At 63.7% G+C, this 6,085-nt stretch carries 10 protein-coding genes and 1 pseudogene; 1 reads left to right on the top strand and 10 read right to left on the bottom strand.

The genetic code is table 11. The features are described from left to right. From hrcA to WEA77_RS06350, 4 genes and pseudogenes are all read right to left on the bottom strand, one after another. Nucleotides 1-327: pseudogene (hrcA, locus tag WEA77_RS06365) on the bottom strand (heat-inducible transcriptional repressor HrcA); the annotation flags it as partial. Between the two features lie 42 nt (nt 328-369). Beyond that, nucleotides 370-900 (bottom strand): SdpI family protein, encoded by a 531-nt coding sequence (locus tag WEA77_RS06360; RefSeq protein ID WP_368067033.1) that lies wholly within the window; start codon nt 898-900, stop codon nt 370-372. A 179-nt stretch (nt 901-1,079) separates the two neighbouring features. Then, complete coding sequence (locus WEA77_RS06355; protein ID WP_368067032.1) at nt 1,080-1,271, bottom strand: transcriptional regulator; 192 nt, start codon at nt 1,269-1,271, stop codon at nt 1,080-1,082. A gap of 151 nt (nt 1,272-1,422) precedes the next feature. Continuing rightward, nucleotides 1,423-3,093 carry a formate--tetrahydrofolate ligase gene (locus WEA77_RS06350; protein ID WP_368067031.1) on the bottom strand — a complete coding sequence of 557 codons (1,671 nt, stop codon included), beginning with the start codon at nt 3,091-3,093 and terminating at the stop codon, nt 1,423-1,425. Between the two features lie 90 nt (nt 3,094-3,183). On the opposite strand from WEA77_RS06350, the gene rph reads away from it, so the two are divergent. Next, on the top strand, nt 3,184-3,909 hold the full coding sequence (gene rph, locus WEA77_RS06345) for a ribonuclease PH (protein WP_368067030.1): 726 nt from the start codon (nt 3,184-3,186) through the stop codon (nt 3,907-3,909). Nucleotide 3,910: 1 nt separating this feature from the next. Here rph and WEA77_RS06340 read toward each other — a convergent pair whose 3' ends face one another. The 6 genes from WEA77_RS06340 to WEA77_RS06315 all read right to left on the bottom strand — a co-directional run bounded on the left by WEA77_RS06340 (nt 3,911) and on the right by WEA77_RS06315 (nt 6,078). Next, nucleotides 3,911-4,405 (bottom strand): CreA family protein, encoded by a 495-nt coding sequence (locus WEA77_RS06340; RefSeq protein WP_368067029.1) that lies wholly within the window; start codon nt 4,403-4,405, stop codon nt 3,911-3,913. Between the two features lie 63 nt (nt 4,406-4,468). Further along, the gene (locus WEA77_RS06335) at nt 4,469-4,627 is read right to left on the bottom strand and encodes a hypothetical protein (protein ID WP_368067028.1); all 159 of its coding nucleotides are present in this window, start codon (nt 4,625-4,627) and stop codon (nt 4,469-4,471) included. A gap of 237 nt (nt 4,628-4,864) precedes the next feature. Further along, nucleotides 4,865-5,011, bottom strand: coding sequence for a hypothetical protein (locus tag WEA77_RS06330; RefSeq protein WP_368067027.1), 147 nt, complete (start codon nt 5,009-5,011; stop codon nt 4,865-4,867). A gap of 12 nt (nt 5,012-5,023) precedes the next feature. Then, nucleotides 5,024-5,251, bottom strand: coding sequence for a hypothetical protein (locus WEA77_RS06325; protein WP_368067026.1), 228 nt, complete (start codon nt 5,249-5,251; stop codon nt 5,024-5,026). Nucleotides 5,252-5,315: 64 nt separating this feature from the next. Further along, nucleotides 5,316-5,555, bottom strand: a complete 240-nt coding sequence (locus WEA77_RS06320) for a helix-turn-helix domain-containing protein (protein WP_368067025.1) — start codon at nt 5,553-5,555, stop codon at nt 5,316-5,318. 16 nt (nt 5,556-5,571) lie between these two features. After that, complete coding sequence (locus WEA77_RS06315) at nt 5,572-6,078, bottom strand: DUF2975 domain-containing protein (RefSeq protein ID WP_368067024.1); 507 nt, start codon at nt 6,076-6,078, stop codon at nt 5,572-5,574. Nucleotides 6,079-6,085: the final 7 nt, after the last annotated feature.

Below are 6,085 nucleotides of genomic sequence, written 5' to 3'. Positions count from 1 at the left end.
CGAGGCGAGGCGCTCATCGATGGCGCGCTTGTCGAGCTTGGAGGGCTCGCCATACTCCAGGAAGCCATCGACGAAGAGGCGCAGACCCTTATGGGTAGGGGCGCGTCCTGCGGACACATGGGGTGCGTCGAGCAGGCCAAGCTCGGTCAGGTCGGCCATCACGTTGCGGATCGAGGCGGGCGACAGCTGGATGCCGCCTTTCGACAGAGTGCGCGAGCCGACCGGTTCGCCGGTGGTCAGGTAGCCCTCGACGATTTCCCGGAATATGTCGCGGGAGCGCTGGTCGAGGCGCTGCATCAGGGAATTTGTCTCGAACCGCTCAGCCATGAGACTGGATTAGGCAGCAGATGGCCGGTGTTCAATAGGCGTTCAGACAGTCAGGCCCGTCCCGTCGTCCCGGTTGGAGGCGCTTTTCCAGGTAAACAAGGCGCAGACGACCGAGATCAGAGCGGCTGCGCCGACCAACCCGGTCAACTGAAGGGCTAGCCAGATGCCGTTGAAAAGGAAGGCGCCGGCAATGCCAAAAGCGCCGGCCGCCGTGAAGAGGGGTCCCGCGACCCGGTGGGTCTTCTCCCAGGCGATGTCTGAGGACAGCGTCCAGGGCGTGCGTACGCCGAACATGAAGCCCGAACGGGTTTTTGGCAGGTAGTTGCCGATGACGATCATCAGGGCGCCGCACCCGGCGATGACATAGCGCTCGGCGTCGTTGGGCACATGCGCCTCGCCGGCAGACTGCAGCCTGGCGACGCAGATACCGGCATGGATCAGCGACAGCAGCACCAATGCGGCGATCCGGGTGGCGAGATAGGCCTTCCGGACAGACTCCAGATTACCCTTGCGCGGGTCAACCTGCGGCACGACCGTCAGGATCAGGCCGATGAGGAATACCGCGCCGGGCATTGGCAGGAGGTAGGTCGAGACAGCGCCTTTCCGGGCGAACCGATCAGGGCGTCCGCCGGTGCCTCAGTGGACCGGCATGTCTCCGGAGACGGGAAGGGTGTTCCAGGTGTAGAGCGCGGTGGCGCCGGTCAGTATCAAGGCAATCGCGGTCCAGGTCAGTCCGGTGCGGATAAAGGGTTTCATTCGTCCGCATCCTTCAGGGTGTCATCGCCGGTGTCGCGGCCGATCAGGCCGATCAGGCCGATCAGGCCGAGCAGCGCGGAGGCCGCGTCTTCAAGGACGCTGGTGTTGACGCGGTAGAGGATCTGGTTGCCCTGCCGCTCGGCGGAGATCAGGTCAGCGTCCTTGAGCACGGCGAGATGCCGGCTCATGGTCGGCCAGCTGGGGACCTTGCCGCAGCAACGTAAGCAGCTGGCGGCGGGCCGGATGGGCCAGGGCCTTAAAAACACTGTTTTCCATATCTGCTAATTAGCTATTTCGCTAATTAAAGGCATGCCTGTTCTCTATTTTGGCTAAACAGCGTCAGTTCAGGCCTTCGATCTGGCCGCCGGCATTCAGGTGCATGCCCTCGGCGGCGGGGTGCCGGGGCAGGCCCGGCATGGTCATGATGTCCCCGCAGATCGCCACCACGAAGCCGGCGCCGGCGGCAAGGCGCACTTCGCGAAGGTGCACGACATGGTCCTCCGGCGCGCCAAGGAGGCCGGGGTCGGTGGAGAAGCTGTACTGCGTCTTCGCCATGCAGACCGGCAGGTTGCCGAACCCGGCTGCTTCCCAGGCGGCCAGTTGATTGCGAACGGCACGGGTCGTGTCGACGCGCTGGGCCCGGTAGATGCGGCGCGCCACCGTTTCGATCTTGGCGAACAGTGGCATGTCATCCGGGTACAGAAGGGAGAAGGGCTCCCGGCGCTGCGCTGTCACTTCGGTGACCGCGCCCGCCAGCGCTTCGGCCCCGCGCCCGCCTTGGGCCCAGTGAGTGCAGACTGCAACTTGCACGTCGAGCTTGGCGCAATAGGCTTCAATAGAGCTGATCTCGGCTGACGTGTCGGTGGTGAACCGGTTGATGGCCACGACAACCGGCAGGCCGAAGAGGCGCAGGTTCTCGATATGCCGGCCGAGATTGGCGAGGCCGGACTCCAGCGCGCGGTAGCTGACAGCCGCAAGGTCTTCCTTCGCCAAGCCGCCGTGCATCTTCAGTGCACGGACGGTTGCCACCAGCACGGCGGCGTCCGGCACGATGCTTGCCTGCCGGCATTTGATATTGAGGAATTTTTCGGCGCCGAGGTCGGCGCCGAAGCCGGCTTCGGTGACGACGTAATCGGCCATTTGCAGTGCGGCGCGCGTGGCAATAACGGAGTTGCAGCCATGCGCGATATTTGCGAACGGGCCGCCATGGATGAAGGCGGGATTGTTTTCCAGCGTCTGCACGAGGTTCGGCTGCATCGCATCCTTCAGCAGCACCATCATCGCGCCGACGGCCTTTATGTCGGCAGCGGTGACGGCGACGCGTTCGCGCGTATAGCCGATGATGATGCGCGAGAGGCGCGCTTCAAGGTCGGCCGCGTCGCGCGCGAGGCAGACGATTGCCATGATTTCGGATGCGACCGTGATGTCGAAACCGGTTTCGGTTGGCGCGCCATTGCCCGGGCCGCCAAGGCCGGAGACGACATTCCTCAGACTGCGGTCATTCATGTCCATGACGCGCCGCCAGGTGACGCGCACCGGGTCGAGGCGCGGTTCATGGTTCCAGTGAATATGGTTGTCGATCATCGCGGCCAGCAGGTTGTGCGCCGCGGTGATGGCATGGAAGTCGCCGGTGAAGTGGAGGTTGATCTCGTCCATCGGTACGACCTGCGAGAGGCCGCCGCCCGTAGCGCCGCCCTTCATGCCGAAGCAGGGGCCGAGCGAAGGTTCGCGCAGGCAGAGCAGCGTTTTCTTGCCGATCCGGTTCAGCGCGTCGGCGAGGCCGACCGATGTCGTCGTCTTGCCTTCGCCGGCGGCGGTCGGGCTGATCGCCGTGACGAGGATCAGCTTGCCGATGTTGTGCGGGTCCAGGCTGCGGATATGGCGCGCCGAGACCTTTGCCTTGTCGTGGCCATAGGGGATGATGTCCTCGGCCGGAATGCCGAGGCGGGCGGCGATCTCCCCGATCGGGCGTTTCTTCGCCATGCGCGCAATTTCGATGTCACTTGCCATGTCGGCCCAAACTCCCCCGGCGTATCCTTTACGGTGGACACGACCTTCAAAACCCGCAAATCAGGCCGCAACCTAGAAGGATTCCGCTGAATGCCCACCCTTGTCCGCCCGTCCGGCCGCGCTTTCGATGAATTGCGCACCATCTCGCTCGAAACCGGGGTCACCCGCTATGCCGAAGGTTCCTGCCTCGCAAAGTTCGGCAATACCCATGTCCTGTGCACGGCCAGCTGGGAAAAGGGCGTGCCGGGCTGGATGAAAGGCAAGGGGGCCGGCTGGGTCACCGGCGAGTACGGCATGCTGCCGCGCGCCACCCACACGCGGGGCCGGCGTGAGGCGGCGCAGGGAAAGCAGTCTGGCCGCACGCAGGAAATCCAGCGCCTGATCGGCCGCTCGATGCGCTCGGTCATTGATCTTGCAGCGCTCGGCGAGAACACCATTACCATCGACTGCGATGTGGTTCAGGCCGATGGCGGCACGCGCACGGCCTCTATCACCGGCGGCTTCGTTGCGCTCGCCATTGCCTGCCGCTACCTGCTGACCGAAGGTGTCATCAAGGCGAGCCCGGTGCAGAAGCAGGCGGCGGCGATCTCCGTCGGCCTGTTCCAGAACCATCCCGTGCTCGATGTGGACTATCCGGAGGACTCCACCGGTGAGGCGGACATGAATGTCGTGATGAGTTCGGATGGCGGTTTCATCGAAGTGCAGGGCACCGGCGAGGCGCGTCCCATGACGCGCCCCGAAGTCGAAGCGATGATCGTGCTGGCGCAGAAGGGCTGCAACGAGCTCTTCGCGGTGCAGCGCGCTGCTATCGGTTAGCCTATTCGGCGGCTGGCTTCACCGCCGTCCAGGTAACATCGCGCCCATAAAGGGGGACAGTCGAGAGGCTCATCTTCGCGGAGCCATCCACGAGGGTACGGCTGAACGAGACATACATCAGGCTGTTACTGCTGGCGTCGTAAATGCGGCGCACGGCAAGCTGCTTGAAGACGAGGCTCTGGCTCTGGTCGAAGACTTCCTCGCCGGACTTGTCGAAGTCGATCTTACCGACGCAAATCGGACCGGACTGGAGACAGGAGATCGAGGAGTTCGATGGGTTCTCAAACCAGTTGCCCTTGCCGAGCCTGTCCCAGACGCCGCGGTCGAAATGCGCGAGGTGGCAAACGACGCCGGCGACTTTCGGGTCTTGCAGCTGATCAATCTTGATCTCGTTGCCAGTCCAGTCGTTCTTGAATTCGCCGACTTCATTGCCGCCGCCGCACGCGGCCAGCAGGCATGACAAAGCGAGCGCGGAGACGCCAGTCAGCAGCTTCATCGCAATCCAACGCGCCCGAAAGCCATCGGTTCCCGGCGCGTCGATGTTGATTTTCGGTGGGTTTCAGCCGACCGAGCGTAAAGGAGCAGGCGCGTCCCACTGGACAATGCGATCGGCCTCGTCGGCGCGAAATCCGAAGATATGTTTCGGCAGTTCCGCGCGGTCGCTGGCTGCGTAATCGGTCAGCGAGCGCATCTGCCGGTCCAGCAGGCGGTAGAGCACGGCGCGGTCCAGGGGGGCGCGAGATGCGATTCAAAGAGGTCGCCCATAGCGGCCTCCGCGGCGAGATGGCGTTCAGCCGGGCCGCCAAGCGCGGCCGAGGCGTAGAGCCGCAGGCGCGGCAGGTCTTCGTTGATGATGCGTATCCAGTTCATGGGCGGGCAAGTAACCCTTGCGGGAACCTCCCTTGCCACGGGAATCCATGACACCGGTCGCTTTATCTCTGCGGCATCCTGTCCGTCAGGTGACCAGGCCGAGGGCAAGCCCCCGAAGGCCCGCAGTTACGCGGTCGTGTGCGTCCAGCGGTCCCATCTTCTCGACCTGCGACCACCAGAAGGGCAAGGTCCGGCGCGCCGCAACCCGGGGCAGGGGGTCGGTGTGGATCAAATCTGCATTCCGTCAGGTCTCGGCCCGGTCGGCTGGCCAGCCGAAATTGTAGACCTGGACAAGCGGACCGAAGTCGACCGCGCCGACCGGCGGGTAGTGATCATAGCTCAGCATCTTGATGCGAGCGCTGGCGGCAGAGGGTTCCATCGCAAACTGGATCTGCGGCAATTCCTGCGCTGTATTCACCGCGCGGCGAGGCCGCCCAGGGGCAGTGATTTCCTGTTCCGGTGGCGGGGCCATCGGTGCCTCCGGGGCAATTTCGTTACTCTGGGAGGGTGCCCCGATTTCTCCGCAAGAGGAAGGACTATTCGGCCGCGACGCGGCGCTGGCCCTCTTCATTTTCGGCATCGAAGACGAGTATGTCACCAGGCTGACACTTCAGTTCGCGGCAGAGTGCTTCGAGTGTGGAGAAGCGGATGGCCTTGGCTTTGCCGGTCTTGAGAATCGACAGGTTTGCGAGGGTGACGCCAACACGTTCCGACAATTCCGTCAGGGACATGCGTCGCTCCAGGAGCACACGGTCGAGGGTCACGCGGATGGTCATTTCGTTATGGCGCTCCTCAGATCGTCATTTTTTCTTCATCGCGCAGGCGGGTGCCTTCACGGAAAACTTGGGAAAGCACGAACAGCGCGGCAACCGAGATCCACAGTATGAACTGTGTCGACAGGCGCGGCGGTTCGTCGCCTACGAGTGTCGGTACGGTGCTGACAACGAGTATGGTCACCACACGCAGAAGTTCCATCGCCGCGATCGCAATGCCGATGCGCGACAGGCGGCGTGCATTCTCCGGAACAAACGGGTCGCCATCGGCCAAGGTTAGCAGGATTCGGCGAAGCTGAAGGCAGATGTAGATTACGCCCGGCACGATTACGAGCAGGCCGACGAGCCCGATCACGAGCTGGCCGGGCATCACGCCTTCGGCCAGCGCCTTGATTCCGGAAATTTCGGTTGCCCCGCCTGAGAGGCTCGCCGTCAGGCCGATGGCGAGGACCGGGACGCCCACCACGCCCATGGCGCCCACGATCCACATGGCGACCGTGACCAGCACAGTCATGATTTCGGCCATGGAATTG

The sequence above is a fragment of the Hyphomonas sp. genome, assembly GCF_040882205.1.
In the GTDB taxonomy this organism is placed as follows: domain Bacteria; phylum Pseudomonadota; class Alphaproteobacteria; order Caulobacterales; family Hyphomonadaceae; genus Hyphomonas.
Note: the sequence above shows the minus strand (reverse complement) of the source record. Positions and strands in the feature narration are given on the sequence as shown.